We start from the raw sequence: 26,882 nt of genomic DNA, 5'->3' as shown, positions 1-26,882 counted from the left end.
AAGCCGGGAAGAGGATCTGCCTCTTTCCGGCTTTTGCGTAAGAATGGAATTAAACGGTTTTTGGCACCTGGTGGAAGCAGCGCTTGTAGATCCATTCGTAGTCGGATACGTTCAAGTCGCGAGGGTTGCCTTCTGTCTGCGGATCGTTCATTGCTTCTTTGGCAAGACGCTCAGTCATGTCAGGATTTACGCCCTGTGCTTCGAGAGAAGGAATATCGAGCTCTTCTGCGAGTTCATACATATACTGAACAGAAGCTTTAGCTGCTTCTTCAGTGCTCATCCGGGCCGTGTCGATGCCAAAGGCCTGGGCAACACGTGCAAAACGCTCGGGTGCACCTTTCCAGTTGTATTCCATGACCGGCCCCATCATAGCTGCTACGCACTGGCCGTGGGCTACTGGAATGATACCGCCAAGTGTCTGGCTCATGGCATGAGCAGCACCTGCAGATTCACTGCCGTAGGAAAGCCCTGCAAGCATTGCTGCCTGGGCCATGCCGTAACGGGCTTCAAGGTCTTCGCCGTCGGCGTAGGCACGGCGGATATATTTTGCAGCGTACTCAATTGCAAGCAGCGCTACTGCGTCTGTGACAGGCTGGGCGAATTTCATTGTATAGCATTCAACCGCGTGAGCGATCGCATCAATACCGGTCATTGCAGTTACATGCGGAGGCATGGAAACATGCAGCTCCGGATCGATAATAGTGACGTATGCCGGAATGAGCGGTCCGCCGGTGTTAAATTTAAATTCGCGGTCTTCGTCTGTGATTACCGCCCACTGGGTTACTTCAGAGCCGGTGCCTGCTGTTGTTGGTACGGTGATGAATGGAGGAATGCGGCGCTCGAGCGGTTTTTTGCCCTCGGCAGCTTCGTAATCGAGAATCGAGCCTTCGTGGGTAGCTTCAACACCGATAGCCTTTGCAGTGTCCATCGAGCTTCCGCCGCCAACAGCGACCAGGCCGTTGCAGTTTTCTGCTGTGTAAAATTTGGATCCTTCTTCAATCAGGCGTACGGGAGGGTTTGGCTCTACTTTGTTGAAGAGAACGATCTCTACACCAGATGCTTCAAGATTTTTGATGACAGGCTTTGTTACACCTGCATTATGGATGCCCGGGTCTGTGACGAGCAGTACTTTGTCAGAGCCGAAGGCTTTGATTTCTTCCCCAATATGTTTAATGGCACCGATGCCGTGTTTGATTGCCGTGGGTACTTCAAATGTATGATAGCTTAACATGCTTTCGACTTTCATATTCATGCTCATGGGAAAAACCTCCTTAATGAATGAAAAAATCCTTTTTTCCAAAGCAAGGGCTTTTACAAAAAGCTGCGCTGGATAAAAAGAATCCTTTTTATATTTTATTTTAGGACTTAATTGTCCCTGCATCCGACGGATCAACACCGTGACGATAAAATTTTGTATTCATCGGTTCGAGTGGCTGTTGCTCAAGAATTAGATCCGCTGCTTTTTCAGCGATCATGAGTACTGGTGCATGGATGTTTCCGTTCGTCACATAAGGCATGACGGATGCATCTACTACGCGAAGATTTTCGACTCCATGCACTTTCATCGTCTTCGGATCAACAACTGCCATTGGGTCTGAAGCAGGTCCCATTTTCGCAGTACCGCTCGGGTGCAGCGCCGTTTCGGCATCATTGGCAACCCATTCCAGAATTTCTTCGTCTGTCTGTACAGCGTCCCCTGGAGCAATCTCTCCGGAATTAAATGGTTTCATGGCTGGTTGTGCCATGATTTCACGGGAAATACGGATCGCTTCAACCCACTCGCGTCTATCCTGTTCCGTGGAAAGATAGTTGTACACCATGCTTGGATGCTCCTTTGGATCCCTGGAGCGGATCTTCAAGCTTCCTCGTGCATCAGAATACATTGGCCCAACGTGCACTTGGAATCCGTGCTTCGTATCTGCTTTCTTGCCGTCATAGCGTACTGCTACTGGGAGAAAGTGAAACATTAAATTCGGATAAGGAACAGTTTCGTTAGAGCGGACAAATCCTCCTCCTTCAAAATGATTCGACGCTGCGGGACCTTTACGGCCAAGAAGCCACTGCAGACCTATCCAAGGCATTTTCAACTTATTCAAGCTTGGCTGCATGGAAACCGGCTGTGGGCAGGAATACTGAATATATGCTTCCAAATGGTCTTGCAGATTTTCACCGACACCCGGCAGGTCAGCTACCGGCTCGATTCCAAGCGAACGAAGGTGTTCTGCGTCTCCAACTCCGGAAAGCTGAAGCATCTGCGGAGAATTGATCGCGCCACCGGAAAGAATGACCTCTCCTGCATTCACCTTCAGCGTTTTGCCATTGTGTTGATATGTTACACTTTCTGCCTTTGTCCCGTTAAAATCTATGCTTTCAACAAACGCACGGGTTCTTATAGTAAGGTTTTTCCGATTCATAACCGGGTGTAAAAATGCACGGGAAGCAGACATTCTTCTGCCTTTATGGATATGCTTGTCAAACGGTCCGAATCCTTCCTGACGGTAACCGTTCACGTCCGGTGTGCGCGTATAGCCTGCTTCTACAGCTGACTCAAAAAACGCTTGGAACAACGGACTCGTTGCTGGCCCCCGTTCCAGCTTTAGCGGACCTTCCTGCCCGCGGAATTCGTCATCTTTTTCAGCCGCTAGCGTGTTTTCCAACCGCTTGAAATATGGAAGACAGTGCGCGTAGTTCCACTCATCCATACCTTCATCTGCCCCCCATCGTTCATAATCGAGGGGATTTCCGCGCTGGTAAATCATTCCGTTAATAGAGCTAGATCCGCCGAGTACTTTTCCTCGCGCATGCTTAATGCGGCGACCGTTCATGTATGGTTCCGGATCAGACAGATACTTCCAGTCATAGAGACTCTTTCCTGCTGGAAACGGCAGTGCCGCCGGCATCTGAATCAGTAAGTCCCAAGCATAGTCACTTCGCCCTGCTTCTAGTACAAGCACGCTATTATTTTTATCGGCGCTTAACCGGTTCGCAAGTATAGATCCTGCACTGCCTCCACCAATAATTACATAATCAAATGTTTCACTCATATTGTGCACCCCCAAAGATTTTCTTTGTGTAACGATGTGTGTGAAGCTATATAATAACTTTTGCTCCAACTATGTTATTTCGTAGAGAGTTATTAATAAAATGATACTTACTCAACGGAAAAAACGAGAGATTATTTAGGGAGTTTGTGTGTATTTATTTGTTGCTGTTGATCTAGAAAAAATTCAGAGCTTCCGGATTAGTGTTACGGAAGATGTGTTTTGTTTCGGTATACTCTTCCATGCCGACCTTGCCAAGTTCACGGCCGATGCCGGACTGCTTGTAGCCGCCCCAAGGAGCCTGGGCAAAGTAAGGATGGAAGTCGTTGATCCAGACAGTACCAAGACGAAGACCGGAAGCCACTCGCTCGGCTTTGCTGATGTCTGTGGTAAACGTAGCACCGGCAAGACCGTAAACCGTATCGTTCGCTTTTTCCACGGCTTCTTCTTCAGAGGTGAAGGTTTCCACGGTGAGTACCGGTCCGAAGATTTCTTCCTGCACGATTCTCATGTCGGTGCGGCAGTCGGTAAAGATCGTCGGCAGAAGGAAGAAACCTTTTTGGAGTGTTTCGTCGTTCGGGCGTGCGCCGCCAACAGCAACTGTTGCTCCTTCTTGTTTACCGATTTCGATATAATTTTCGACCTTGCTCAGGTGCTCTGCGGAAATAAGCGGTCCCATCTGTGTTTCTTCATCCTGTCCACTGCCGAGACGAATGTTTTTCACCCGGTCGACGAGCGTGTTGACAAAATCATCATGGATGGACTCCTCCACCAGCAGCCGTGCTCCAGCGGAACAAACCTGGCCGGCATGGAAGAAAGCAGCGTTTAGGGCCTGATCCACGGCAAGATCGAAATCAGCATCGGCGAAAACAATGTTAGGGTTTTTGCCGCCAAGTTCAAGCGCGATCTTTTTCATATTGGATGTAGCGGACTGCATAATTTTACGTCCGGTCTCAATACCGCCTGTAAAGGAAATCAAGTCCACGTCTACGCTTTCGGAAAGCTCTGCCCCTACGTCTGTGCCTTTTCCGAGTACAAGGTTGGCAACTCCCGCCGGAAGGCCGGCTTCCTCCATCAGCTGAAATACCTTCACGGTCGTAAGTGGCGTAATCTCGCTTGGCTTCACAATGATGGTGTTTCCGGTCGCAATAGCCGGCGCGATCTTCCATGCTGCCTGCAGAAGCGGGTAGTTCCAGGGGGTGATTTGACCGCATACGCCGACAGGCTCACGGACAATTTTGCTGTCGGAGTCTGGAAGCGGAGAAGCAATATATTCACCCCCATCTTTGTCGGCCAGGCCGGCAAAGTAATGGAATACCCCGGCGATATCATCCATATCGTCACGGCTTTCACTCATAGTTTTTCCAGTATCGAGCGTTTCGAGTTCTGCGAGTTCTTCTTTATCCCGCTCGATGAGCTGGGCAATTTTTAATACATACGCTCCGCGCTCCGAAGCGGGGATAGAGGCCCAGGTGCCTTTATCGAATGCACGGCGGGCAGCCTGTACTGCTTTTACAGCGTCCTCACGGGACCCTTCCACTGCCTGTGTAATAATGCTTTGGTCAAGCGGGTTAATGATGTCCCGGGTTTCGCCGTTAGCAGCTTCTACCCATTCGCCGTCAATGTACATGCGAATATCCATATATATTTGCCTCCTATGTATTAATTTTGTTAAAAAAATATTTAACGTTTTGAACAATTTAAATCTAACAGCTTTCAATCATCTTGTCAAAGAACTGCTTGGAAACCTTTTGAAAACGCCGGAAATTGTTACCCTGAAATAAATTTAAAAAAGATTTATGAGGCTCTCTCGCGCGCGTGCGAAAATATCCGAAGGCTTTTTATTTCCCCGGGAATAAACATAAAAAGCACAGGCCAATATTTTTGATTAGGCATTTGACAAGAAATTTTTATACGTTAAGATTAGAGACTGTGAAGAAAATATTTAACAAATTGAATTTTTTTAATAGAAAAGGAGGGGCCCATGACGGATTCTCATCACCAGGATGAATGGAGGGAGTCACTCGAAAGCGCCAAAGACATTATCATTGATTCCCTGGCAGAGACCATGGATTTGTACGGTGTTACAAGAAGCGTTGGCACTTTGTATGGGACAATGTATGTTGAAGGCGATATGACGCTGGATGAAATGAGAGAAAAACTCGGAATGAGTAAACCGAGTATGAGTACCGGGGTGCGGAAGCTGCAGGAGTTTAACGTCGTAAAAAAAACACACCGGCGCGGAAAGCGAAAGCAGACCTACGTAGCCGAAAAGGATTTCTTCCGTTTTTTCAGCAACTTTTTTACCCAGCAATGGGAAAGAGAAGTGCGGACAAACTTGAGCGCCATCGAAAGCGCCTGGGAACAACTAGACATGCTGATTCAGTCGGAAGAAGCAGAAGATTCCATAAAAGAAGAAGCCCGGGAGATTCAGCGAATTCTCAGCCAGTCGATTAAGTACTATAAATGGCTGGGTCGTCTCGTGGAGTCTATTGAAACGGGAGAGCTGTTTAAATATATTCCAGTTGAAGAAGACGATGAAAAAGAGAGATAACAGCTTTATATTATCTCTCTAGGGATACTTTTCAAAATATTTAGAATTTTATAAAAAATTGAGGTGTTGCTTGTGATAGAGAAAAATTTAAACTTAATAAAGAGTCTGGGATTCGTCCTTTTGGTAGCAGCGGTACTGATTTACATAATTGCTACTGGTGACGAAGTGATGTGGAGCGGCTTTATTGCCATGCTTGTTTTCTATGCTTTGATGTATTATGTCGGCGCCTATTTTGCCGCTAAAAAATCTGATTCCCTCGACGACATGATGGTGGCCAAACGCAGTCTACCGCTTGTAGTCATGATTTTCACCATGGCTGCCACCTGGGTAGGCGGTGGTTATATTAACGGTACCGCAGAATCAACATACGTTGACGGCCTCGTATGGGCCCAGGCGCCCTGGGGTTATGCCCTCAGTCTTATTATTGGCGGTATTTTTTATGCCAGAAAAATGAGGCGCTACGAATTCAAAACCATTATTGATCCGCTCGAACAGCGGTTTGGGAAGAAAATGGGTGGTCTGCTGTATCTTCCGGCGCTCCTGGGGGAAGTGTTCTGGAGTGGCGCGATTCTAACAGCACTAGGCACTACATTTGGTACTATTTTAGGGATCAATTTTACGACGTCGATTGTTATTTCAGCCATTATTGCGATCGCCTACACCGTATTTGGCGGCATGTGGGCGGTTGCTTATACAGACCTTTTACAGATGATTCTGCTGTTGGGCGGTTTGTTTCTAGTGCTGCCGTTTGCCTTTGGCAGCACCGGCAGCTTGAGCGTAAACTGGAACGAGTATCAGGCAGATCTTGGGTCCTATGCGAACCTTTTTCCGCCGCTTGACGGGTGGAATCATCCGGAATGGGGCAACTATTTCTGGAACTGGTGGGACTATGCCTTTCTATTGATTTTCGGCGGCATTGCCTGGCAGGTATATTTCCAGCGCGTGCTTTCCGCTAAAGATGAAAAAACGGCGATGTGGTTTTCGATCATTGCCGGTGTCGTATGTATTATTGCGGCTGTCCCTGCTGTTCTTATTGGTATAATCGGCTATAATGTTGACTGGGCATCCTTTGGCACTTCAGCTCCGGAAACAGGGGCCATGGTACTGCCGGAGGTGCTCCAGCATCTGACGCCGGGATGGGTAGCAGCGATTGGCCTCGGGGCTCTTGCCGCAGCTGTTATGTCCTCCATGGACTCTTCGATTCTATCCGCATCCTCGATGGCTTCATGGAACATATACCGTCCGCTGATTCGTCCGGAAGCATCCAACGATGAATTGAAAAAAGTGATTAAGACCTCGATTGTGATTATCGGGGCGGCTTCTACCCTGATTGCTTTAAATGTTGGAAGTGTATATACCCTGTGGTACCTTGCATCGGATTTGATTTTTTGTATTTTATTCCCGCAGCTGACTATGGCGCTGTTTTATAAAAATGCGAATGTGTACGGTTCTCTTACGGCATTTATCGTATCTGTCTTTTTACGTCTTGGTGGCGGGGAGCCCGCGATCGGCCTGCCGGTCTTCCTTCCGTACCCAATGATTGAAGACGGGATTGTGCTTTTTCCTTTCCGTACGGTGATTGTGATCATTGCTTTTATTCTCATATTTATTGTTTCTGAAGCTACGAAGAAAAAGGCAGTTCCGAAGCCGCTTCTCATGCCATATGAACGAAATGACAACGAAGCTTTGGAAAAACAGCCATCCAAATAAAATCAAAAAAAAGAGCCTGGAAGCAGCAATGCTTTCAGGCTTTTTGGCGTACAGCGCCGCATATACAGAGAAAAACAGCTTCTACAGCTGTATACTGAAGCTTAGGAAGTTTTCGGGAAGGTCAACATACCTAACGGCGTTCAGTGCATCTATATTAACATATTTCCTTTATTTGTCCATTAAACATAAAAAAGAATAGCTATAATTAATGCTGTTTTTTAGCTGATATGTGCTTTTTATGCCGATGAGCGCCTGTTTTCATATTATTTCATGATTATTTTCATTATATGGAAATATGAAGGTAGAAAATGATTGAATTTCATCAGCATTTCTATAAAATAAGAGAAGTATTTCTACGTGAATTTGATTAGAAGAGGAGACTCTGATGCTTAAACGTTTTTATTCCTATTACCTTCCTCATAAACAGCTGTTTTTCATTGATTTTTTCAGCGCGATCGCTGTTGCGGCTTTGGATCTGGTTTTCCCGCTTGTGGTCCAGTGGTTTATTGATTCCCTGCTGCCTCAGGAGGATTGGAATCTGGTGGTATGGGTGTCGGCCGGTCTGCTTGCTGTCTATCTGTTCAGTGCCTATCTGCAGTATATCGTCAATTATCTTGGGCACAAGCTGGGTATTAATATTGAAACAGATATGCGGCGGGAGCTGTTTAAAAGCGTGCAGGGCCAGTCGTATCGCTTTTTTGATAATACAAAAACCGGCCATATTATCAGCCGGATCACCAATGACTTATTCGATATTGGAGAGCTTGCCCACCACGGGCCGGAGGATTTATTTATTGCCGTTATGACGTTTGCGGGCGCTTTTACGATTATGTTTTCCATTAACCCGCAGCTTGCGCTCGTAGCTCTTGTTTTTGTACCGTTTTTGATTGCGCTTATTACCTATACGAACATTCAGATGAACAAAGCGTGGACAAAAATGTATGCAGAAATTGGCGATGTGAATGCCCGGGTGGAGGACAGCGTCTCTGGAGCAAGGGTCGTGCAGTCGTTTACAAATGAAGCCTTTGAAATCGACCGGTTTGCTAAAAACAACAACCGTTACCGCCAGGCCAAGCTGTCGGGTTACCGGACGATGGGCTACACCACAGCGACTATTTTTTTAACGACCCGTCTCATGATTCTGGCTGTGCTCGTTTACGGCGCTTGGCTCGTTTACACAGGCGCTATTACAAACGGGGAGTTTGTCGGCTTTATTTTGTATGTGAACGTGCTGTTCAAGCCGATCGAAAAAATCAGCGCCATTTTAGAGCTGTATCCAAAGGGCATGGCCGGATTTAAACGGTTTGTACAGATGACGGATGCAGAAAAGGATATTGTCGATCATCCGGAAGCAACAGAGGCTCCGGTACTTACAGGCGACATTAAGCTCGAAGGCGTGACGTTTGGCTATCATCAAAACCAGCCGGTGCTCCGGGACATGAACGTGACGGTCGAGGCCGGGAAAACCGTTGCCTTCGTCGGCTCCTCCGGCGCAGGGAAGACGACTATCAGCTCGCTGATTCCGCGGTTTTACGATGTGGATGCCGGAGCTGTGACCATTAATGGGATAGACATACGTAATATGACAAAGGAATCCCTCCGTTCCCAGATCGGCATGGTCCAGCAGGATGTATTCTTGTTTAACGGTACGTTAAAGAAAAACATTGCGTACGGGCGCTTAACGGCTGAAGAAGAAGAGATTGAAGAAGCTGCCCGGCTGGCGAACCTGGACGGCTTTGTGAAGGAGCTTCCGGACGGGTATGAAACAGAGATCGGCCAGCGTGGGCTGAAGCTTTCCGGAGGCCAGAAGCAGCGGATTGCAATTGCCCGGGCTTTCTTGAAAAATCCGCCGATTTTAATTTTGGATGAAGCAACCTCAGCACTTGATACGGAAACTGAAGCATTGATTCAACAGTCGCTGACACAGCTCGCAGAAAACCGGACGACCATTGTAATCGCCCACCGGCTTGCGACCATCCGGCACGCCGATAATATTGTGGTAGTAACCAGCGGGCGCATTGCGGAGCAGGGAACATACGAAGAGTTGATTCATAAAAATGGTGTTTTTGCTTCATTAAACAGTGTGCAGCTTGAATATCAATAACATGCTTTCCTCTCCTATATACACGGAGAGGATTTTTTTATACCAGTGTGAATGAGAACGATTTCAACACCAAAGAATCACTAGAATACGCCGATAATAGTAGAGGGCAGACATTACATAAAAAAATTATCTAGAAAAAGGGGGACGCCTATGCTGCCATCATTAACATTCCGAAAAAAATTATACGTGTCATTCCTTCTTGTGCTGCTGGTGCCTAGCCTTATTATCGGCTTCAGTGCCTACACTTCTGCCAAAAATGAAGTCAGAAGCCAAATGAACAGCAATGCTGGGGAAAGCGTCAGCTTGATCAATCAGCAGATTGACGAAGAAATGAAAGCAAGAATTGCTGATATTAGTCATTATGCCGGTCTTGTCACCGAAGAATCATTTACTGACGCTGAAGCCGAAGAACGTATGCTCAATACCTTTAATGACTATATTCAAACGCATAACAAGGTTATTTCCATTTACACGGGATCAAATGAGGGAAAAACGCTGTTCATGTCGGATCAGGGGGAGCTGCCCGAAGATTTTGATCCCACGGAACGTCCGTGGTTTCAAGAAGCAGTGGAAGCCGGGGGAGAAGCAGTGCTTACTGACGTTTATGTAGATGCAGCGACCAATACCCAGATTGTAACCATTACCCAGCAGCTGAATGATGGCTCGGGAGTAATGGCTATTGATTACGATTTATCCTCCCTTGAATCCCTGGCAAAAGAAGTGGATATTGGAAAAGAAGGGTATGTGGTCATGGCAGATACTCAGGGCAATTATATGGTGAATCCAAATGTTGAAGCAGGGGAACCGATGGAAGAACACGTTTACAGCCAAATGGAAGGACAGGATAACGGTCGTTTTTCCTACATGCTGGACGGGGAAGAAAAAGAAATGGAATTCATACAGAACGAAACGACTGGCTGGACGATCGGCGGCACGTTGTATACGAGTGAGTTTCAGGCGGCAGCAGCACCAATTCTCTGGAGAACCGGCATCGTCATTGCCGCTGCACTTCTTGGAGGTCTTTTGTTTGTCTATTTTATTGTGAAAAGTATTCTAAAGCCGATAGGGCGTCTGCAGGCTTCCGCTGAAAAAATCAGCCGCGGAGACCTGACTGAGCAGGTGGAAGTAAATAGCAGCGACGAAATCGGAGCGCTTGCCGCAAGCTTTAATCATATGGTGGAATCTCTGCGGGGCATTCTCACCAAGCTTTCTGCGTCTGTGGAATATATGAGCTCATCGTCTGAACAGCTGAAAGCAAGCTCAGAACAGACGTCCCAGGCGACAAGTGAAGTAGCTGTCGCTACCGAGCAGGTAGCAAGCGGGGCAGAAAGGCAGACGGAAAAAATTGAATATAACAGCGCCGCACTTAAAGAAGTGAGCGGCGGTGTGAAAAAAATTGAGGAACGGACTGACAACGTGCTTCAGCTTTCAGCTGCGACAGCGGAGAGAGCCAGGGAAGGCAGCAGGTATGTAAAAAGCAATCTTTCCCAAATGCAGGACATCCACCAGTCTGTCACTGCCTCCAACCAGGTTATCCAGGCCTTGTCGGACCGCTCCAAAGAAATCGGCGGCATTCTCGAGGTCATTACCGGCATTGCGAGCCAGACCAATCTGCTTGCTTTAAATGCAGCTATTGAAGCTGCGCGGGCCGGGGAACAGGGAAAAGGCTTTGCTGTCGTAGCGGAAGAGGTCCGGAAGCTTGCAGAGCAGTCCTCCGCGTCGGCAGAGCAGATCGGTACGCTGATTAAAAGTATTCAAAACGACGCAAAACAGTCTGTGATTCAAATGGAGGGCGTGTCAAAAAATGCGGAGCAGGGGCTCACCGTATCCGAGGACACGTCCAGGCAGTTTCAGCAGATTCTTGACAGCATGGAGCACATGGCACCAAAAATTGAAGAAGTGACTGGGACGGTCCGCGATATGGCCGGAAGCGTCGAGCGCATTTCCCACTCGACTTCAGATATTTCTTCGATTGCCTGGGAAAATGCTGCTTCTTCTGAAGAAGTGGCAGCGTCTACACAGGAGCAGCTCGCCTCGATGCAGGAGATATCCTCTGCCGCCGAAACGCTCGCTGCCATGGCGGAAGATCTTCAGCAGGAAGTCAGCTGCTTTAAAATATAAAGAAGTATTCTTTGCAGGCAGAAAATCCTATGGGCTTTCTGCTTTTTTTTATAAATTACAGTTAAAACACGTATTACCCGGGAAATAGAAAGAGGCAGCCATTTATAGTCTGAAACTTCAGGAGGGCCAATGAAAAAATTATCGTTCGACATAGGATTGTTTCGTTTTTTTATCTTTTGGTACATATGCGGCCTTGTGCTGCTTACGTTCGACCTGCTCCCGGAATGGCTGGAGTGGGCAAATGCCGTTTTCTTGTATTTAACCGGAGTAATTGGAGCCTTTTTTTTGATTCGATCCTACGGGGGAAAAACCGGGGGAGGGCTGACTGCCGTTATATTTCTGCTTTCGATGTTTCTTGAAGGGATTGGCGTGCAGTTGAACCTTTTTTTTGGGAGCTATGAATACGCCTCTGATTTTGGCGCGATGATTCTCGGGGTCCCACTGACCATTGGGGCAGCATGGGTAGCTATCGTTTCGGGGTCACATGCGTTAATGCTGTACGTTCTGGCCCTGCTTCCACGCCTGCGCGGATGGGGAGCATTTGTTTTTTATGTGCTGCTTGGGGCACTGTTGGTCACCGGAATTGATTTTGTGCTCGATCCTGTAAATTACCTGGTGCAGGGGTACTGGATATGGAATGAAGGCGGCTGGTATTACGATATCCCGTTTTCGAACTTCCAGGGCTGGTTTATTATTGGCTTTCTTCTGCATACAATTATGTATTCGGTGCTCCGCTTTCAGGGGAAATTGTTTCACGTGTCGGCTTATTGGCAGCCGCGAACAGCCGTTTTGTATATGCTGCTCACCTTTATGTTTACCTTGCTGGCGCTGTTAAACGCTCTTTGGCTCGCCGGAGGCATTGGAATTGGTATTATGATTTTTTGTTCTTTTATTTTTACTGTGGGGAAAATAACAAAACATTAACAGGTTCTTCATACAAGCATTACATTAAGGGGCTAACATAAAAGATGTTGATCCCCCAGGTTCATCTCACTGGATAGGGAACCCCTCTTTGTGCCGCTCCGTATCCCGGGGCGGCTTTTTTTATGTCTCTAAAACGTTAAACAGCCTCGGAAGGGGAATGAGCTCAAGCGCCGTGTCTATCCGGGGATCTGTATTGCCTTTTTCTTCTACTCTGCTGCAGTAAATTAATTGCTCCTCTTCGAGAAAATAGAGAGCGTCCTGTATTTTCTGTTCCTGGGTGCTGGTTAAATATACTACGATCGGTTCGTTTCTTTTTAGTGCAGTTCCAGCAGCGGGAGTTGCGTGTTTGTTTAATTTATGAAATGCACGATTTACTTTAATGGCAAGCATGGCCCGGCCCTCCTGTTTTTCATGTATAGATGTGTTTTCCCTGCGAAAAAGCGTATGAAGCTTTATTTTCGTCCCATCTTTATACGAAAAGCTCTTCCGGAAAAGGAAGAGCTTTTCTTGTTATGCCTGCTGCTTTTCCTCCCAAACCTGCTGAAGGGCCTGTTCAAATGTTTCTACCGGCTGGGCACCGGAGAGAGTGTACGTTTCATCGAATATATAAAAAGGCACGCCGTCAATTCCTATATAGGAAGCTTCCTGTAAATCCTTCTGTACGCTCGGGGTGTAGGCGTCAAGCTCGAGCAGTTCCCTTGTCTCCTCTTCCACGAGGCCGACGTCGCCGGCCAGACGGACAAGAGTATCGATATCCGCAATGTTTTTAGCTTCGGTGAAATATGCACGAAAAAGACGCTCTGTCATGCGGTTATTTTTGCCGCGCTCTGTAGCGAACTGCAGCAGCCGGTGGGCATCAAATGAATTGGCCGGCACCGCTTCATCCATATTGTATTCCAGGCCAAGGTCACGGGCCTGATCGGTGAGCTGCCGGTGAAAAGAAAGCACCTGCTCCCGGTCCATGCCCTTTTGCTCTGAGAGGAAGGTATGGATATCAGAATCGGGATTTTTCGGCATCTCCGGATTTAGCTGAAAGCTGTGATAAACAACCTGTACCTGGTGCCTGAATGACATGTTTTCCAAAGCGGACTCAAAGCGCCGTTTCCCTAAGTAGCAAAACGGGCACATTACATCAAACCAAATATCTACCAGCATGATTTTCCTCCTTTAAATATGCTGTCTCCAGTATGAAGAAAAAATTTTTTTCTGCCTATAGAAATGCTTATAGAGAGCGGTTTTTTCAATATAAATAATAAGTTAGTAAAAAATATCCTTTTTTCGAACGTACGTTCTTGTATAATGGAGGTAATATACTTCTTTCTGAAGGGGACGTGATGCTGATGAACGAAGAACAGAAAACAATCGCCCGTATTATTGCGGCAGAATGGGAAAAGGAGACAGAGGACTGGAAACAGAAAGAACGTCTTCTCCGTAAAGCCTGGGCTGAAAAACACGAATTGAGACTATACTGGAAAAATGAAGAAAACACTGTAGTTACTATAGGTACCTGTACGTATATCGACCATATCAAACGGCTGATTCATTGGAAGGACGAGCAGGGCAGCTACTACAACGTTTCCTTTGAGCAGATTCTTTCTGTAGAAAAGGGGCGTGGGGATTCTTGAAAAACGAAGAAATCGCAGTGCTCTCCGCTTATCTGGATAAGCAGATCGAGCATTTGGCCTTCCGCACGCCCTACAGTAAAGAAGATGATCTTCTTTGTCTTGGCGGCCGGCTTGCTTACCAGCAAATTCGTGCTGAAGTACAGAAAATAGCAGAACAGAAAGAAAATTACTATAAATGAACTAATGGAAAACGGTGAAGAAACAATTTATGGTATTCTGAGAAAAGAAGGTATTCAAAACCACTATGTGGATTTTGTAACCGTTATCTTGATGAACTCAGGCCCGGGAGGGGACACCATGAAAATAGGAATGATTGGCATCGGAGATATTGCCAAAAAAGCGTATCTCCCCATTTTAAGTAATTTAAAAGATGTAGAACTGCACGTGTACACAAGAAATCCGGATACGTTAAAAGAAATTGCTGATACGTATACGATACCGCATACGTACCAACAGATGGACGAATGGCTGAGCTGCGGCATGAAAGCAGCATTTGTGCATACAGCCACCGTAGCTCACGAGCCTATCATAGATGCGCTGCTCGACATGGGCATTCACGTGTATGTGGACAAGCCGATTACGTATCATGCCGAATCCGCCCAGCGATTGCTCACTAAGGCTAAAGAGAAGCGGCTTCTGTTAATGACGGGCTTTAACCGCCGGCATGCGCCTTCCTATCAAAAGCTGATGGAAGCAGAGGATACGAATATGATTATTGTACAAAAACACCGGGGCCATCAGGCAGTGGACGCCCGCACGTTTGTATTTGATGACTTTATTCATGTAATCGATACGATGTTGTATTTGTTTCCCGAAACAATTGAAAATATGACAGTGAGCGGTAAAGGAGAATACGATCTTCTTCATCACGTGACACTTCAGCTTGAATCTCCCAATGTGACGGCGCTTGGGATTATGAACCGCGAGGCCGGCACTACTCTTGAACGTGTAGATGTGATGAACCAGGAGCAGACATTAACAGTAAGCAATGTCCGGGATGTCAGCGTGCATAAGAATAAAGATGTCTGGTATCAGGGAGAAAACGACTGGGAATCCACTTTAAAAAAACGCGGCTTTGAAACGATTATTACAACCTTTCTGGCTTTTGTGGAGCAGGACATTATCCCGGAATATATGTATGAACAGGCATGGGAAACCCATCAAATGGCCGAAGACGTTGTCCGGCACCTTACTAGTTCCTAACTAAAAGCTCTGTCTTTCTGCGCCTGCAGAAAGACAGAGCTTTATTATGAAGGGAAAATAACCTCGATCCGATGCTGCTCGAAAAAATCGAGCCACTCCTCTGAAGGTTTTTTGTTGGTTAAAAGACAGTCCACCTGTTCAAAAGGAAACGTTTTAACCAGGGAAACAGCTCCAAACTTCGTATGGTCAACAAGCAGAATAACCTGCCGGGCCTGGTTTTGCATGTACTGCTTTAAATCCGCTTCGGGCTCATTTGTATCCATGATTCCCTGTGTCATTGAAATGCCTTTACAGCTCACAACAGCAGCATCTACATTGTACTGCTGCACCGATCGAATGGCGGAAGGGCCCACCAGGGAGCGTGAATTTTTTCGAAGGCTTCCCCCAGTAGAAAATACATCAAAGGAAGAAAAAGCAAAGTCCTGAAGGATAGAAACACTGTTTGTAATAATAGTGAGATGATCTTTGGACTGCTGAAGCACCTGCAGCGCTTCATATACTGTGGAGCTCGTATCGGCCATAATAGACGAGCCGTCTTTGATCAGCGGCGGCACCAGCTGGGCAATGACCCTTTTTTCTTCTAAATTGATCGTATTTCTTGTCTGATACGGCAGATCCTCGCTCGTTCGTTCATTGAGCGTAGCTCCTCCGTAATTTCGGGTAACGATTCCTTCACGTTCAAGCTTTTCAAGGTCACGGCGGATTGTTTCTTCTGTAACGTTAAACGTTGAAGCCAGGGAAGCGACGAATACTTTTTTATCACTGTAGAGAGTTGACAGGATTTTTTCTCTGCGTTCAAAAGCGAGCATACACGGTCCTCCTTGTTGCTTAGCATTTGCTAGTTACACTATAAGCATAAATCATGCAAGAATACAGGTTTTTACGCAAAAATCTTTAAAAAACAAAAATTTTTATACACAAAAGCTGCTTTGTTAAAAAGAAATCGCGGTTTATTTTAGTTTGTGGACATGGAAGCTTGATTAGATGCATAAACGGAAAAGTATGGACGAAAGCTTCTTAACACACAAAAATAATGGTATCATTAAGAATAAATACATAGATAAATGGTAATAATAGTTAAAAGGGAAGTCTTTATAATGATAATAGATAAAAAGGAGAAAATGCTGCTTTGAAGAAGGTCCTTTTTATAACAGTCGGGCTTCTGGTCTTACTTTTGGCGGGGGCAGGGGGATGGTTTGTAATGAAATCAAACGCTTCGCTTGGTAAAAATGCGGAGGAGACCGGACATTATCTCGGGGCTTCGGTGCGCTGGGACCCTCTTACAGAAAACGAAAAGTACGAAAGCCTGCTCGTTGAAGAATTCAGCAGCGTTACGGTGGAAAATGAGATGAAAATGGATGCTGCGCATCCAGCACCGGAGGAATATAATTTTCAAAAAGCCGACGAGATTGTACAAGCTGCCGAACAGAATAACATGAAGGTTCGCGGCCATCCGCTCGTTTGGGGAGAAGCGCTGCCGGAGTGGGTTTATGAAACGGTAGTGGATGAACAAAGTGCCAGGGAGGTGCTGAAAGACCATGTGCAGACCATGGCCGGCCACTACAGGGGACGTGTCAACGAATGGGACGTGGTCAACGAGGCATGGAATGATGATGGAAGCTACAGAGAAACAATCTGGTTGGAGCATATCGGGCCTGAATACATTCCTCTGGCTTTCGAGTGGGCACGTGAAGCGGCTCCGGAAGCAAAGCTGTATTATAACGATTACGGTAACGAAATGACAAATGAAAAAACAGAAGCCATGTTTGCAGCCCTGAAAAGGTGGAAAGACGAAGGTGTTCCAATTGATGGTATTGGCATGCAGACTCATATAGATGCTGCCGACCCGAGGTTTTCAAAGGAGAAAATGCAAAAAAACCTCCGGCGCTGGGGGGCGGAGGGCTTTGAGACAGCTGTAACGGAACTGGACGTAAAACTTCAGAACCTGGATGCTTCCCGTGAGGAACGCCTGGAGAAGCAGGCAGATATTTATGCAGATGTGACGAGCGCCTGTATGGAAGAGCCCTCCTGCAAAGGGCTCACCGTCTGGGGTGTCGGTGATACAGAAAGCTGGATCACGGAGCAGGAGGCAGCAAGCGGCGAGCCGTTGCTCTTTGACAGCAGCTGGGAAGCAAAGCCTGCGTACGAACGGATCAAACGCACGTTTATTTTTAATCAAATGCTATAGTAGGGAGGCAGGACATGAGCGACACATTCTGGTATATCATCACCGCAGAAATAATTGTACTAATGCTGCTGTATTTTTCGGCGAAAAGATGGACTTGGTCCCGGCACATACTGCTCTCCCTTTTTCTTATCGTTAATGCTGTTTATCTTTTTTGGCGGGCGGCTGAAACGATCCCGACAATTGGTGTTATCAGCTTCATCGCCGGGATTCTTTTACTGGCTACAGAAGTAATGGGGTATTTCCAGTCAATTGTGTTTACGATTTTATCCTGGAGACCATTCAAGCGAGAACATATTCCACTCTCGGAGCTGGAAAGCCTGCCTACAGTCGATGTGTACATTGCCACATATAATGAACCCGAAGACCTCCTGAAGCGAACCATGATTGCGTGCACAATGATGCGCTATCCTGAAGATCTGCTGAAGGTATACGTCTGTGATGACGGGAAAAGAGAATCAGTGCGCCGGCTTGCGGAAAGCTTAGGCGTGGGCTATATTTCCAGGCCCGGCAACGAGCACGCCAAGGCCGGCAACCTGAACGACGCGTTAACGAAAACTGATGGAGAAATAGTCGTCACGATGGATGCGGATATGGTACCGAAAGCCGAATTTCTGGAGCGTACCCTGGGGCAGTTTAAGGATGAAAAAGTGTCTTTCGTCCAGGCCCCGCAGGTATTTTATAACGCAGACCCTTTTCAGTATAATTTGTTTTTTGAAGACAATATTACGAATGAGCAGGACTTTTTCATGCGCCGGCTTGAAGAAGGAAAAGACCGCTTTAATGCCACTATGTACGTAGGCAGCAATGCTTTGTTCCGTAGGCAGTCACTTGAGGATATCGGCGGATTTGCGACGGGCGTGATCACCGAAGACATGGCTACTGGCATGCTCCTTCAAACCGGGGAACAAAAGACGGTATTTGTAAACGAAACGCTGGCCGTCGGTCTTGCCCCGGAAACATATGCCGACCTTTTAAAGCAGAGAGACCGTTGGTGCCGGGGTAATATTCAAGTTACCCGGAAATGGAATCCGATGAAAATAAAAGGATTGTCCTTCATGCAGCGGCTGTTGTATATGGACGGCATCAATTATTGGTTTTTCGGCGTGTACAAAATGATTTTCCTGCTTGCGCCGCTGCTATTTTTGATTTTTTCCATTTACAGTCTGAATGCAGAGTTTGAAACGCTCGTGCTTTACTGGCTGCCGGCATTTCTTTCGTCCCAGCTGGCCTTCCGGTTAATGTCCGACCAAAAACGGACAGTTCTATGGAGTCATGTTTATGAAGTGGCAATGGCCCCGTATATGGCTATCTCGGTAATTACAGAAGCGTTTATGCGGAAAAACATCAAGTTTAATGTCACCGCCAAAGGAATTCAAAACGACCGCCGCCAGTTTCTATGGAGGGTCAGTATTCCTTATCTGGTACTGCTTGCGCTTACTTTTATTGCCCTGGCGAGAGTGCTATTGCACTTCGTTACACCACTGACACTTTTTCAAAATGAAGACGTGCTGTATATTAACATTTTCTGGATTCTTTATAATGCGGTAGCTCTTGTACTGGCCTTGATGGTTTCCGTGGAACGTCCGCGTTTTCGCGGGGCTGAACGGCACAAAGTAGAACTGGATGGCACCGTTTCTGCCGGAGGAAAAAAGCTTCCTTGTAAAGTACTGGATTTAAGCGAGACTGGGGTGCGTTTTGAAGTAGCTAACCCGGAAGCAAAGGCCTGGCTTTCACAGGAAGAGCAGTTTACGCTAAGCGCCGGGCCGATTAACGGCCTTCGCGTACACAAATTATGGGTCGGCGATCAGGCAGAAAACGCTGCAGCTGCCGGAGGCAAATTTCAAAATGTGACCCTCGAACAGTACCGGAGCTTGATTCAGGTCATGTTTTTGGAGATGACAGATATTTATACGAAGCGAATTTACGAGCGGTCATCCCTCGGCAGAGCCTTCCTGAAATTTTTCAGGGGAACGGAAAAACAGCCGGCTCAGGCAAAACGAATGGCTGTCCGGGAGCAGGTGAATATGTCTGCCACTGTAAAAGTAAACAACGTTATTCATGAAGCAATAGTTAAGGATTACAGTATGAGCGGCTGCCGGGTACAGGTGAAAAACATTAAAAGTATTCAGCCAGGGGATATTGTCTATATTTCGGGAAGCGAAGACCATTTTCCGGATAACTATGCGCGTACCCAGTGGATCCAGCAGCGTGGCCGTAAAACATGGGTGGGAATGCAGTTTTTACAGGAAAGCAGCACTCATCAGGCATCAGCTAAATAAAGCAAAAGAGGAAGGCTTCCTGGCAGCAGGAGCCTTCCTCTTGTTGTTTTTTGCAGTAAAGGTAAAGCTTATTAAGCTTTTAGAAAGAAACGGCACTCCCGGGGTTACGTTTGTTCCGGGGACTCGGAAGAAGAGGAGGAGTTTCCTCGCCGGCGGTGGTAAATAACGTTCAGTTCAGCACCGATCATTAAAATCAACCCGGTCAGGAAAAACCAAAGCATCAGAATAATAATACCGCCAAGGCTTCCGTAAGTGGCAGAGTAGTTGCCGAAGTTGCTGACATAAAAGGAAAAAGCGAGAGATATTAGCTGCCAAAGCACGGCAGCAGTAATAGCACCGGGGAGAATTTCTTTCCATTTTAACGTTTTGTTAGGAGCAAAACGATATAATACGAGAAGCACAGCTGACATCACGGTCAAAGCTACGACCCACCGCAGAATTTGAAAAAGCAGCGCCGTCTGTGGTGGAAGGCTGACAGTGGCATTAATAAAATTAATAATCAGATTGCCGAATATGGGAAGAATAAGAGCGGCAGCAAGCGCAATAATCATGCCGAGCGTCAGGGCAATGGAAAGGCCGCGGACTTTAAAGAAGGAGCGTGTTTCTTCGACATCATAAGCTGTGTTGGAGGCATTAATAAAGGCGTTAATACCGTTTGATGCTGACCATAAAGCGCCGATCAGACCAACAGTGAAAAGCCCGCCCCGCGGTGTTTCCACGATACTCAGGATATTTTCCTCGAGAATAGATGTCATACCGCTTGGCGCAGTATTCTGTACAAGCGTGACTACGGCCTGGGAATCAATATTAAGGAAGGGGAGGATAGTGAGTATTAAAATCATCATTGGAAAAATGGAAAGCAGGTAATAGTAGGACTGGGCAGCGGCAAGTAAAGGGAGATCGTCCTTTTTAAATTCGCCCATCAGTTCTTTAATATAAGATTTGATAGTGTTCATATGTTTATACCCCTCTCTTTGCAGCTTGGCGATATATTATATACATCCTTTCCTTACCGTACCACCAGGAGGGCGGGCTTAAACTGTCGGGAAAGCAGAAGGGGCATATTTATTGTGCATAGGGGATTGATGGATCAAAATAAAGTGGAGAATGAAAGGAGGAAAAAATGATTTATATAGACAGCCGGGCGTTTCAGGAGGAAACGTTGCGGAGATACGATCGTACGGAAGAAGGAAAACAGCTTGTTGAATTTACGTTTCTGGTCACCCATGAGGAATACCATGATGTAACGGTACTGCTCTACGAAAACGATTTTAACGTGCAGGTTGGGGAATCAGAACCATTCCAGGCTGAAATTCTGCAGTATTCTACGGATACGGTGAACCTGTACGAGCCCGGAAGCAGGAGCCGTTATACGCTGGCATTGATTGAAAAATAACCGAAGAGCCGCAGCTCTTCGGTTAGCTTTTAGAATAGTCCTTAATATGATAAGCTTCTGCAAGTTTTTCATTATCCTCCTGATACTTCAGCTGCAGCACTTTTTGAAGATTTATCGGAAGGGTGTAGCGTTTATAATGAAGAGCAAAGCTGGCGTTATTTTGAAGCAGCCGACGTGGAGACACAATGCCGACCTTTGGAATATTGGCGATGGGAATTTTTCCTTTTGGGTTCAGCGGCGTTTTAACGAAATAGTTCAGTTTGCGGGCGATTACCGCCTGCATGACGCCATAGCTCCGGTTCAGTTTGGAGCGGTTGTATTTTGGCACGCGGTCGATGCCCATATACTGAAGCAGCTGCAAAATCTGACCGTATTCATCATTGCGGAAATTTTCGTACTGGAGGAGATAATAATTCTCCGGGCCGAAAATCTCTTCAACCTTCTGAAGATAGTGGTAATAATGGTAATGATCCAGAATGCCGTGGTCTTCCCAATCTTTAAATAAGGTTTTGGCACTTTTGTACCCACCCTGATGAAGATATTGTACATAAAGGGAAGTTAACAGGTCAATCTGATCCCGGACGCCGACGATAATATGGGTGTCATATGTATCTGCTGGAAACGTGCGGCGGAGGTCTTCAAGCACCTTTAGATTATTTTTTGATTTCTTTTGGGAAAACGGGCTGCCCGAAAGGCCCTCATAGGAGATAAGCACCGGCTTGTCCGGCTCCATAAACGCTTCAATGTTCGTGCGGATCGTATGAATGTTTTCGTCGTTCAGCCGTTTCAGCCGTAAATCATACAGTTCCTGATTAATTCGTTTTTTCCGTATGTATTTGATTTCCTGCTTTAGTTTAGGATATACATTCTGCTGTAGAAATGTAGTTGCTGTTTTATGAAAACCGATATGTATAAACACTTTTTTTCGCATAGGTTCCTCCGCATAATTTGTTTAATTATTATTATCATAACGAAAAAAATGAAGCTCCGCAAAGCGTTTAGCCGAGTGAAGTGCTAATGGACAAAACGAAAGCGCAGGCCCGGCCGTGCGCCTGCTACTCGTAGGATTTCTTTTCAGCCCCGGCGCTTTCGCAAAGCTGTTGAAGAAGTTCCTTCGGAGAGGAGGAAACGATAACTTTATCGCGGTGGTCAGCAGGGAGGAACTGCTCTTGTTCCATATGATTGAAAAACTGAAGCAGATGATCGTAATAATGGTGAATATTTAAAAGGGCGCACGGTTTATGATGCAAACCTATTTGGGCCCATGTAAACATTTCAAAAAACTCTTCGAGAGTACCGGGGCCGCCTGGAAGTGCAATGAAACCATCGGCGAGCTCTGCCATCCTGGCTTTTCGCTCATGCATCGTAGATACCGTATAAAGTTTGCTTAAAGACGTATGGGCAATTTCGCGCTCGATAAGTTTATCGGGTATGACTCCAATAACTTCACCGCCTGCTTCAAGGGCGGCATCCGCCAACCGGCCCATGGTTCCGGCATCGGAGCCGCCGTAGACCAGTACACAGCCGGAGGAGGCTATCTCCCGGCCAAGAGCTTCTGCCGAGTCTTTATACACAGGGTCGCGTCCGAGGCGGGAGCCGCAAAATACAGCAATGCTTTTCATCGGGCATTTCTCCTTTTATATCTCAATCACTGAATAGTATAGCACGAGTAAAAAAAGAGAAAGAACAGGCAAATTTTCATGTTAAGATAAAAAGGTAGATGAAAAGGGGGCGTAAATAACATGACTTCCCAACAGGATCAGCCTATTGTACGCATGGTACAGCAGCATATTAAGGGCCAACCGGCGTCCTTTCATGTACCGGGGCATAAAAACGGCGCTGTTTTCCCAGTATCATTGCGGGAATGGGAAAGAATACTTCCTTACGACCTTACAGAAATCACCGGACTCGATGATCTGCACGAGCCTGAAGAGGGGATTGCAGAAGCCGAGCACCTGGCGGCGGAAGTGTTCGGAGCCGAAAAAACCTGGTTTTTAATTAACGGGTCTACAACGGGAAACCTTGCGATGGTGCTGGCCGCTTTTTCCCCGGGAGAGCAGGTGCTCGTGCAGCGTGACGCGCATAAGTCAGTAATGAACGCATTAAAGCTTGCCGGCGTGCAAGCAGTATTTGCGCGCCCGGAAATAGACGAACGCACCCAGATGCCCATCGGTATTTCCCGGGAAATATTAGTGGAGGCATGGGCTCGTTACCCGGAACTAAAAGGGCTGATTATCACCTCCCCCTCGTATGAGGGATGGAGCAGTGATATTGCCTCCCTTGCAGAGTTTGTGCACCAGAAGGAGGGGGTGCTGCTGGTGGACGAAGCCCACGGAGCCCACTTTGCAGCAAGTCCGCTGTTCCCAAAGGGAGCTCTTGCCCAGGGGGCAGATGTGGTCGTCCAGTCCGCGCATAAAATGCTTCCGGCTCTTACCATGAGCGCGTATCTGCATGTCTTCGGCGCCCGGGTCTCCCGCGAACGTTTATCGCATTATTTGCGAGTACTGCAGTCGAGCAGCCCCTCTTACCTGCTGCTTGCTTCCCTCGACGCTGCCCGTCATTACGTACATACGATACAGCATCAGGGCTGGAACGCTGAACAGCTTTCGTTTCAAAAGCAGCAGCTCGAAGCAGCCATTGGCCGCAGACTGATACAGCCGCCGGATGCTGTAGCCGCTGACCCACTAAAATGGGTGATACCAGTGCCTCCAGGATACACGGGATGGGAAGTGCAGCAGGCTCTCGAGCAAAAGCATATCTATTCCGAGCTGGCCGGAAGCAGTTATGTGCTCTGGACACTCCCTTTAACCAACGCTGACATTAATTTCCCCTGGCAGGCTGTTAAAAGGGTGTGGGAAGGACTTGAACGCCGGCCGGAACATCGGAACCAGGCTTCTTCTATGCTTGCATTATTTCCGCGGTTTTCCGAAGGAGTACGGGAAGAAAAGCGAGGTGAAGAAGAGTGGGTGAGGCTTGAAAACGCAGAGGGAAGAATCGCCGCAGCGCCGCTGATCCCCTATCCTCCGGGCATTCCTCTTTGGCTTGAGGGTGAAAGCTTGAAGGCGGAGAGAATCCGATATGTCCGTAATCGTTTGGAGGGCGGAGGACGCCTGCAGGGTGGCAGGAAAGAAGAAAATCGTTTTTTTGTAAAAGTGAAAAAGACGAAGAAAGGATAGAGTTATATGCAGGATACCAGCAAAGGAAACTTTATTACATTAGAAGGGGGGGAAGGCTCCGGAAAAACGACGGTTATTACAGCTCTTGAAAAATGGCTTCAGGAAAACGGATTCAAAGTGGTAAAAACAAGAGAGCCCGGGGGCATTCCGATTGCTGAAAAAATTCGGAGCCTGGTGCTTGAGCCGGAATATTCAGAAATGGATGCACGTACTGAAGCACTTTTATACGCTGCTGCAAGACGCCAGCACCTGGTGGAACGGGTTTTTCCAGCTCTTGCCGAAGGTGCTGTAGTACTCTGTGACCGTTTCGTCGATAGCAGCCTCGCCTACCAGGGGGCCGCAAGAGGCCTCGGCATGGATGCAGTGGCAGCTGTCAATGATTTTGCTATTGAAGGATGCATGCCGGATCTCACGCTGATGCTGGACGTGGACCCTGAGGAAGGGATAGCAAGAATCCAGCGGGCTGAAGAAAGGGAATGGAATCGCCTGGACAATGAAGCCGCCCGGTTTCACTCAAAAGTACATGAAGCGTATATGACGCTAGCAGAAAAATACCCGTCACGCATTAAAAGAATTGACGCCGAGCAACCGTTGGAAAAAGTGTTTCAGGACTGCCGGGAAAAAGTCCAGAATTACTTAAATGCAAAAAATTAAGGACGAATATAAATTCAGTACATATTATAAAATAAAAACGGGAAAAGGTATTTAGGAAAATATCGCAAGAAAGGAGCCGGACAGATGATTGCTATTTTATATGTAAGTATCGCTATTATTGTTTTGGCACTTGTCTGGTTAGTTATCGGTGTAGTGCAGGCTGTTAAAGCAGCATCTTCCCAGATGAAAACCATCAATGAAACAATGGAGCGCATTCAAAAGAAAACAGATGGTTTAATCAATGAGTCAGAGACACTGACCCAGCGCCTGGAGGTTATTAATGATTCCGTCAATCGGGATATGGAGACGATCCAGGAATTTACAAATACGCTGAAGGAGTCCAAAGAAGCTGTAGGTAAATATCATATAGCGACGCGTGCAGTAGCTACAGAAACACTTCACGAAAATCAAAAGCGTACGAAAGAAAATGAACAGGTGGCCCAAATACGCGATATTGGCGACACGGTGGTCGACCTGTATGCGAAATGGAAAAACCGTAAGCAGGCATAGATAAAAGCAGCCGGAGATATTTCTCCTGGCTGCTTTTTTACTGGGAGGAAGCTTTATATTCACGGATATTCAGACGATACGACTGGATTAACCCGAATAGAAATAAGATGCCGGTGCAGATTAAAAGCGGCACTATCAGCCCTGAACAGACAGCAGCAAGCCACGGGTAAGAGGCTTCCCCAATACGGCAGAAGACCCACACTCCCAGGACAGCTACGGTGCTTGCCGCCCCGACTAGAAGCGGGCGGTATTTTTTATGCGCAGCAATAATGAACCAGCTGCCAAACAGGGTATAGAAAAAACCAATCACATATACATTAACGGCTTTCTGGGCTGCCCCAAGCCCTGCTGCAAGAAGCGAATCACCGGCTTGATTCATATTGACGGGCACCACTTCATCAGCCCCGGTTTCGCTATTTACGATACGCAGTTCAAACTCCGCCGGTTCCTCCGGCCAGTTTTTCTGGTGCATGTAGGCAATATCCTTCGAGTGATGAAAGAAAGAAGGAGATTCAATGTTACTTTCATGATTGGTCAATCGTTTAGCCTGCATCTCTTCAAGATCATACAAAAATAAATCGTACTGGTAGCTTGGCTCCTGACTCGAAGCGACATTGGTTGTGTAGGCATAGAGGCTTTCTGACGGCGAAGCTGTCGGGTTGTACAGTCCTCCGGGGAGGTTATTCGCAAATTCAATATGTTCTTCGTATACTTTGTTATTCAGGGTTTTCATCCCTACGTGTATTTCATCTTCAGGGCCTTCGGTGTATGTGTATAAAAGCATGTTTCCCGTAGCGTCAGGAGAAATATTCCCCATCAAATACTTGCTTTCACTGGTAATTTTTTTATAAGCTCCCCCGTCCGCGGGCATGGAGTAAATATTAAATCCTTCCTCCGTGTTTCGGCCTGCCGATTTCCATGCCTCCGCTGGCATGCCTAAGAAGTAAATGAGCGTGCCATCCGGGGAATAGGCAGCATCACGCACATGAAGTTCACTGCCGGTTAATCGTTCAACCTGGCTGCTTGGTGTCTCTGCTGTATAAAGAGAGCGAACCGAGTTTTTCTGTTCGGATAAGAACAGAATATCGTCCGGTGAATGCGGATGAAAAGAGGGCGAAAACTGCGGCTGATCAAGGTCAGTAACCGGTTCGGGGTTTTTACCGCCAGTGGTGGAAGTGTAAATTTTTTCCTGTCCGTCCTTAATGTAAGTAAAAGCTAATTTATCATCAGAAGGAGCAACAGAGACACTGCTTCCCATTCCATTAAAGGACCGGTAAGGGTCTTCGGCCTTGGAATAACCGATAGCTGTTGAACCTATTAATAAGACGGCAGTAATAAGGACGGCCCGGATCAGCCAGCGGGGAAAGCGCATGAGTCTAACTTCCTTTCTTCGTTAA

Annotated in this window: 24 protein-coding genes; 14 read left to right on the top strand and 10 right to left on the bottom strand. The window is 46.9% G+C overall.

The features are described from left to right. Positions 1–49: 49 nt before the first annotated feature. The 3 genes from B5066_RS02755 to betB all read right to left on the bottom strand — a co-directional run bounded on the left by B5066_RS02755 (position 50) and on the right by betB (position 4,683). Positions 50–1,258 carry a choline dehydrogenase gene (locus B5066_RS02755; protein ID WP_079475042.1) on the bottom strand — a complete coding sequence of 403 codons (1,209 nt, stop codon included), beginning with the start codon at positions 1,256–1,258 and terminating at the stop codon, positions 50–52. Between the two features lie 100 nt (positions 1,259–1,358). Next, the gene (gene betA, locus B5066_RS02750; RefSeq protein ID WP_079474438.1) at positions 1,359–3,044 is read right to left on the bottom strand and encodes a choline dehydrogenase; all 1,686 of its coding nucleotides are present in this window, start codon (positions 3,042–3,044) and stop codon (positions 1,359–1,361) included. A 172-nt stretch (positions 3,045–3,216) separates the two neighbouring features. Beyond that, entirely contained in the window at positions 3,217–4,683 is a 1,467-nt protein-coding gene (gene betB, locus B5066_RS02745) for a betaine-aldehyde dehydrogenase (RefSeq protein WP_079474437.1), read from the bottom strand. A gap of 342 nt (positions 4,684–5,025) precedes the next feature. On the opposite strand from betB, the gene cudC reads away from it, so the two are divergent. The 5 genes from cudC to B5066_RS02720 all read left to right on the top strand — a co-directional run bounded on the left by cudC (position 5,026) and on the right by B5066_RS02720 (position 12,454). Beyond that, positions 5,026–5,595: a choline uptake/conversion transcriptional regulator CudC gene (cudC, locus tag B5066_RS02740; RefSeq protein WP_079474436.1), complete on the top strand. Its 570-nt coding sequence runs from the start codon at positions 5,026–5,028 to the stop codon at positions 5,593–5,595. Between the two features lie 120 nt (positions 5,596–5,715). Beyond that, positions 5,716–7,305 (top strand): high affinity choline transporter 1, encoded by a 1,590-nt coding sequence (locus B5066_RS02735; protein ID WP_371862278.1) that lies wholly within the window; start codon positions 5,716–5,718, stop codon positions 7,303–7,305. Positions 7,306–7,690: 385 nt separating this feature from the next. Further along, positions 7,691–9,409, top strand: a complete 1,719-nt coding sequence (locus tag B5066_RS02730) for an ABC transporter ATP-binding protein (RefSeq protein ID WP_079474435.1) — start codon at positions 7,691–7,693, stop codon at positions 9,407–9,409. 150 nt (positions 9,410–9,559) lie between these two features. Further along, the gene (locus B5066_RS02725) at positions 9,560–11,530 is read left to right on the top strand and encodes a methyl-accepting chemotaxis protein (protein WP_079474434.1); all 1,971 of its coding nucleotides are present in this window, start codon (positions 9,560–9,562) and stop codon (positions 11,528–11,530) included. Positions 11,531–11,659: 129 nt separating this feature from the next. Continuing rightward, positions 11,660–12,454: a carotenoid biosynthesis protein gene (locus B5066_RS02720; RefSeq protein WP_079474433.1), complete on the top strand. Its 795-nt coding sequence runs from the start codon at positions 11,660–11,662 to the stop codon at positions 12,452–12,454. Positions 12,455–12,574: 120 nt separating this feature from the next. Here the strand turns inward: B5066_RS02720 and B5066_RS02715 are convergent, their stop codons facing one another. Further along, positions 12,575–12,844, bottom strand: a complete 270-nt coding sequence (locus tag B5066_RS02715) for a hypothetical protein (RefSeq protein WP_079474432.1) — start codon at positions 12,842–12,844, stop codon at positions 12,575–12,577. Between the two features lie 120 nt (positions 12,845–12,964). Continuing rightward, a complete protein-coding gene (locus B5066_RS02710) occupies positions 12,965–13,609 on the bottom strand; it encodes a DsbA family oxidoreductase (protein ID WP_079474431.1) in 645 nt (214 codons plus the stop codon). A 185-nt stretch (positions 13,610–13,794) separates the two neighbouring features. Between B5066_RS02710 and B5066_RS02705 the strand changes: the two genes are divergently transcribed. The 3 genes from B5066_RS02705 to B5066_RS02695 all read left to right on the top strand — a co-directional run bounded on the left by B5066_RS02705 (position 13,795) and on the right by B5066_RS02695 (position 15,282). Continuing rightward, a complete protein-coding gene (locus B5066_RS02705; protein WP_143745385.1) occupies positions 13,795–14,079 on the top strand; it encodes a hypothetical protein in 285 nt (94 codons plus the stop codon). Then, a complete protein-coding gene (locus B5066_RS02700) occupies positions 14,076–14,258 on the top strand; it encodes a hypothetical protein (protein ID WP_079474429.1) in 183 nt (60 codons plus the stop codon). Before B5066_RS02705 ends, B5066_RS02700 begins: the two co-directional genes overlap by 4 nt. A 118-nt stretch (positions 14,259–14,376) precedes the next feature. Next, positions 14,377–15,282, top strand: coding sequence for a Gfo/Idh/MocA family protein (locus B5066_RS02695; RefSeq protein ID WP_179124017.1), 906 nt, complete (start codon positions 14,377–14,379; stop codon positions 15,280–15,282). 44 nt (positions 15,283–15,326) lie between these two features. Here the strand turns inward: B5066_RS02695 and B5066_RS02690 are convergent, their stop codons facing one another. Further along, complete coding sequence (locus tag B5066_RS02690; RefSeq protein WP_079474427.1) at positions 15,327–16,091, bottom strand: DeoR/GlpR family DNA-binding transcription regulator; 765 nt, start codon at positions 16,089–16,091, stop codon at positions 15,327–15,329. Positions 16,092–16,483: 392 nt separating this feature from the next. On the opposite strand from B5066_RS02690, the gene B5066_RS02685 reads away from it, so the two are divergent. After that, a complete protein-coding gene (locus tag B5066_RS02685) occupies positions 16,484–17,470 on the top strand; it encodes an endo-1,4-beta-xylanase (protein WP_143745384.1) in 987 nt (328 codons plus the stop codon). Between the two features lie 14 nt (positions 17,471–17,484). After that, the gene (locus B5066_RS02680; RefSeq protein WP_079474425.1) at positions 17,485–19,749 is read left to right on the top strand and encodes a glycosyltransferase; all 2,265 of its coding nucleotides are present in this window, start codon (positions 17,485–17,487) and stop codon (positions 19,747–19,749) included. A 104-nt stretch (positions 19,750–19,853) separates the two neighbouring features. Here the strand turns inward: B5066_RS02680 and B5066_RS02675 are convergent, their stop codons facing one another. Further along, positions 19,854–20,705 (bottom strand): YihY/virulence factor BrkB family protein, encoded by an 852-nt coding sequence (locus B5066_RS02675; RefSeq protein WP_079474424.1) that lies wholly within the window; start codon positions 20,703–20,705, stop codon positions 19,854–19,856. 167 nt (positions 20,706–20,872) lie between these two features. Here B5066_RS02675 and B5066_RS02670 point away from each other — a divergent pair, with 167 nt between their 5' ends. After that, positions 20,873–21,145, top strand: coding sequence for a DUF3219 family protein (locus tag B5066_RS02670; protein ID WP_079474423.1), 273 nt, complete (start codon positions 20,873–20,875; stop codon positions 21,143–21,145). Positions 21,146–21,167: 22 nt separating this feature from the next. On the opposite strand, the gene B5066_RS02665 is transcribed toward B5066_RS02670, so the two are convergent. After that, complete coding sequence (locus B5066_RS02665; protein ID WP_079474422.1) at positions 21,168–22,076, bottom strand: sulfotransferase; 909 nt, start codon at positions 22,074–22,076, stop codon at positions 21,168–21,170. Positions 22,077–22,200: 124 nt separating this feature from the next. Next, positions 22,201–22,767, bottom strand: coding sequence for an LOG family protein (locus tag B5066_RS02660; RefSeq protein WP_079474421.1), 567 nt, complete (start codon positions 22,765–22,767; stop codon positions 22,201–22,203). Between the two features lie 120 nt (positions 22,768–22,887). On the opposite strand from B5066_RS02660, the gene B5066_RS02655 reads away from it, so the two are divergent. From B5066_RS02655 to B5066_RS02645, 3 genes are all read left to right on the top strand, one after another. Further along, the gene (locus B5066_RS02655) at positions 22,888–24,321 is read left to right on the top strand and encodes an aminotransferase class I/II-fold pyridoxal phosphate-dependent enzyme (protein ID WP_079474420.1); all 1,434 of its coding nucleotides are present in this window, start codon (positions 22,888–22,890) and stop codon (positions 24,319–24,321) included. Positions 24,322–24,327: 6 nt separating this feature from the next. Beyond that, positions 24,328–24,975 carry a dTMP kinase gene (gene tmk, locus B5066_RS02650; protein WP_079474419.1) on the top strand — a complete coding sequence of 216 codons (648 nt, stop codon included), beginning with the start codon at positions 24,328–24,330 and terminating at the stop codon, positions 24,973–24,975. Between the two features lie 84 nt (positions 24,976–25,059). Then, complete coding sequence (locus B5066_RS02645) at positions 25,060–25,485, top strand: DUF948 domain-containing protein (RefSeq protein WP_079474418.1); 426 nt, start codon at positions 25,060–25,062, stop codon at positions 25,483–25,485. A gap of 37 nt (positions 25,486–25,522) precedes the next feature. Here the strand turns inward: B5066_RS02645 and B5066_RS02640 are convergent, their stop codons facing one another. After that, complete coding sequence (locus B5066_RS02640; protein WP_079474417.1) at positions 25,523–26,857, bottom strand: TolB family protein; 1,335 nt, start codon at positions 26,855–26,857, stop codon at positions 25,523–25,525. Positions 26,858–26,882: the final 25 nt, after the last annotated feature.

It is taken from the genome of Marinococcus halophilus, assembly GCF_900166605.1.
In the GTDB taxonomy this organism is placed as follows: domain Bacteria; phylum Bacillota; class Bacilli; order Bacillales; family Marinococcaceae; genus Marinococcus; species Marinococcus halophilus.
Note: the sequence above shows the minus strand (reverse complement) of the source record. Positions and strands in the feature narration are given on the sequence as shown.

Excerpts from the sequence above, each read along its gene's own strand:
- B5066_RS02755 (WP_079475042.1), bottom strand. The coding sequence starts at position 1,258 with ATGAGCATGAATATGAAAGTCGAAAGCATGTTAAGCTATCATACATTT.
- betA (WP_079474438.1), bottom strand. The coding sequence starts at position 3,044 with ATGAGTGAAACATTTGATTATGTAATTATTGGTGGAGGCAGTGCAGGA.
- betB (WP_079474437.1), bottom strand. The coding sequence starts at position 4,683 with ATGGATATTCGCATGTACATTGACGGCGAATGGGTAGAAGCTGCTAAC.
- cudC (WP_079474436.1), top strand. The coding sequence starts at position 5,026 with ATGACGGATTCTCATCACCAGGATGAATGGAGGGAGTCACTCGAAAGC.
- B5066_RS02730 (WP_079474435.1), top strand. The coding sequence starts at position 7,691 with ATGCTTAAACGTTTTTATTCCTATTACCTTCCTCATAAACAGCTGTTT.
- B5066_RS02725 (WP_079474434.1), top strand. The coding sequence starts at position 9,560 with ATGCTGCCATCATTAACATTCCGAAAAAAATTATACGTGTCATTCCTT.
- B5066_RS02720 (WP_079474433.1), top strand. The coding sequence starts at position 11,660 with ATGAAAAAATTATCGTTCGACATAGGATTGTTTCGTTTTTTTATCTTT.
- B5066_RS02715 (WP_079474432.1), bottom strand. The coding sequence starts at position 12,844 with ATGCTTGCCATTAAAGTAAATCGTGCATTTCATAAATTAAACAAACAC.
- B5066_RS02710 (WP_079474431.1), bottom strand. The coding sequence starts at position 13,609 with ATGCTGGTAGATATTTGGTTTGATGTAATGTGCCCGTTTTGCTACTTA.
- B5066_RS02705 (WP_143745385.1), top strand. The coding sequence starts at position 13,795 with ATGAACGAAGAACAGAAAACAATCGCCCGTATTATTGCGGCAGAATGG.
- B5066_RS02695 (WP_179124017.1), top strand. The coding sequence starts at position 14,377 with ATGAAAATAGGAATGATTGGCATCGGAGATATTGCCAAAAAAGCGTAT.
- B5066_RS02690 (WP_079474427.1), bottom strand. The coding sequence starts at position 16,091 with ATGCTCGCTTTTGAACGCAGAGAAAAAATCCTGTCAACTCTCTACAGT.
- B5066_RS02685 (WP_143745384.1), top strand. The coding sequence starts at position 16,484 with ATGAAATCAAACGCTTCGCTTGGTAAAAATGCGGAGGAGACCGGACAT.
- B5066_RS02680 (WP_079474425.1), top strand. The coding sequence starts at position 17,485 with ATGAGCGACACATTCTGGTATATCATCACCGCAGAAATAATTGTACTA.
- B5066_RS02675 (WP_079474424.1), bottom strand. The coding sequence starts at position 20,705 with ATGAACACTATCAAATCTTATATTAAAGAACTGATGGGCGAATTTAAA.
- B5066_RS02670 (WP_079474423.1), top strand. The coding sequence starts at position 20,873 with ATGATTTATATAGACAGCCGGGCGTTTCAGGAGGAAACGTTGCGGAGA.
- B5066_RS02665 (WP_079474422.1), bottom strand. The coding sequence starts at position 22,076 with ATGCGAAAAAAAGTGTTTATACATATCGGTTTTCATAAAACAGCAACT.
- B5066_RS02660 (WP_079474421.1), bottom strand. The coding sequence starts at position 22,767 with ATGAAAAGCATTGCTGTATTTTGCGGCTCCCGCCTCGGACGCGACCCT.
- B5066_RS02655 (WP_079474420.1), top strand. The coding sequence starts at position 22,888 with ATGACTTCCCAACAGGATCAGCCTATTGTACGCATGGTACAGCAGCAT.
- tmk (WP_079474419.1), top strand. The coding sequence starts at position 24,328 with ATGCAGGATACCAGCAAAGGAAACTTTATTACATTAGAAGGGGGGGAA.
- B5066_RS02645 (WP_079474418.1), top strand. The coding sequence starts at position 25,060 with ATGATTGCTATTTTATATGTAAGTATCGCTATTATTGTTTTGGCACTT.
- B5066_RS02640 (WP_079474417.1), bottom strand. The coding sequence starts at position 26,857 with ATGCGCTTTCCCCGCTGGCTGATCCGGGCCGTCCTTATTACTGCCGTC.